The sequence below is a fragment of the Nostoc sp. UIC 10890 genome (assembly GCF_054786515.1).
This window is the reverse complement of the sequence record NZ_JBSGKF010000135.1, coordinates 1-1,635: the sequence shown is the minus strand read 5'-3', so window position 1 is coordinate 1,635 and position 1,635 is coordinate 1. Positions and strand designations below refer to the sequence as shown.

The 1,635-nt window shown below is 38.8% G+C and carries 2 protein-coding genes; one reads left to right on the top strand and one right to left on the bottom strand.

Annotated features, from left to right (window positions below; genetic code table 11):
• Positions 1 to 336: 336 nt before the first annotated feature.
• Entirely contained in the window at positions 337 to 954 is a 618-nt protein-coding gene (locus ACWATR_RS39880) for a response regulator transcription factor (protein ID WP_460345874.1), read from the top strand.
• Positions 955 to 1,145: 191 nt separating this feature from the next.
• On the opposite strand, the gene ACWATR_RS39875 is transcribed toward ACWATR_RS39880, so the two are convergent.
• Entirely contained in the window at positions 1,146 to 1,454 is a 309-nt protein-coding gene (locus ACWATR_RS39875) for a hypothetical protein (RefSeq protein WP_460345871.1), read from the bottom strand.
• Between the last annotated feature and the right edge of the window lie 181 nt (positions 1,455 to 1,635).

Below are 1,635 nucleotides of genomic sequence, written 5' to 3'. Positions count from 1 at the left end.
TTTTAGACAGCCTGACTATTAATAGATTTGTGTTATCGCAGTTTTTATGTTTTTAGCTCACGCTTTTGGATTCTTCTGTATATCTTTAAGACTGTGCATAAGAACCAAAAATGTGCTGGATTAACCTGAAAATAGCAGTAATAAGCATAAATCATAAAAACATCAGGGGTTAGAAAAGCTTTAAAACGGTTTTTTTTACACGTCATCTAGATTCCAAAAACATTAAGTTCCTGATCACAAAAGTTTCTGCATATCTTCTCGGCTATAGACCATTCAGCCTGTTAGGTACATATCAGCCTCAAGCCCTTAATACCTAAATTTAGAGTTAAGAAAATCATGCAAAGACACGTTGATCAAACTTCTAGTATTTTTGCTGGAGACTTACTTTCAGATTCCTATGTCATTAGTAAGTTTTTCATAAAAAACTCTGGTTTTCTTATTGTTGCAGTTGAATCGCCTACAGAAAATAGCCAACAGTTTACTTCAGAGGTTATTATTGACACTATTTCATTTTCTGTAGTTGGGCATTTTGAAGCTGATGGAAATTACTATGCAATTGTAAAAACTCAGAACACACCAGAGGTTATAGATCCTAGCTTAATTAGTATTTTAACAGGACGAGAGTTGCAAATCGCTGCTCTGGTTGGTTTAGGTTCATCTAATAAAAGAGTTGCTAGCCAACTTCAAATCAGCGAGTGGACTGTTTCTGCTCACCTACGCCGGATTTTTATTAAGTTAAAAGTAGATAGTCGCTCCGCTATGGTTTACCGCTGTTCTTCACTAATTAATCGTTTACACCAGTTACGCACAATACAAGAACAAACATTGGCAAGTAGTCAATCTGGAAACTTTGCTCAATTAGATATGAACGAGCAAATTCTTGATCCTGATATAGCAGAAATTGATCGCTTACTTTGCTCTGCTCTTGCAACTTCAGGCATTACGTCTGATTGATGCTCTCCTTATACTAAGTTGCATTCTGAAATAGCATTTAAAAATGGAGGGACGGGGGAGTATATGAATAATGATTCTTAATCTTCCTCAGCTTTGATTTACTTATTTTTTTGTGCAACTTTGTATAAAAATTGTCGCAAAAAAGGTGCAAACGTTAAGAGGTATCGGAAAGAAAAAGGCGTTAGGCATTGTTAATCTTTCCAATCAACCAACACCCCATCCACAATCGCAACCCCCCACTGCGGAAACTTCACCAAAAGCTTCTTGATCACAATCTGCAACGCCGGATCATCCCAACACTCCTGCAAATACTCAAACCCCGGATTCTGCCCCGAATTCGCCGCAACTTTGAGTTTCTGCATCCGCTCAGGTCGCACACTTGCCCTTGCAACAATCGCCTCATTTGACCACTTTTCAGATTGTGGCACGGGCAGGGCGGAACCTTCGCCTTCATGAACTGCTTTGACTTCATCACAAGAAACTGAGTTTTCTTCCGGCAAGGAAGCTGAATTTCCCTGTTCTACAAGCCCTGGTGTTTGATTAGCGATCGCTACTTGTCTTCACATCAACACTTCCCACACTAAATGCTAAATTTTATTTAGCCACCCAGCAGGAGTTTTCTTTTTCTTATGTGGTTCTGGTCTGCCGATTCAGTAGAACAAGAATTATTTGATTTGTACG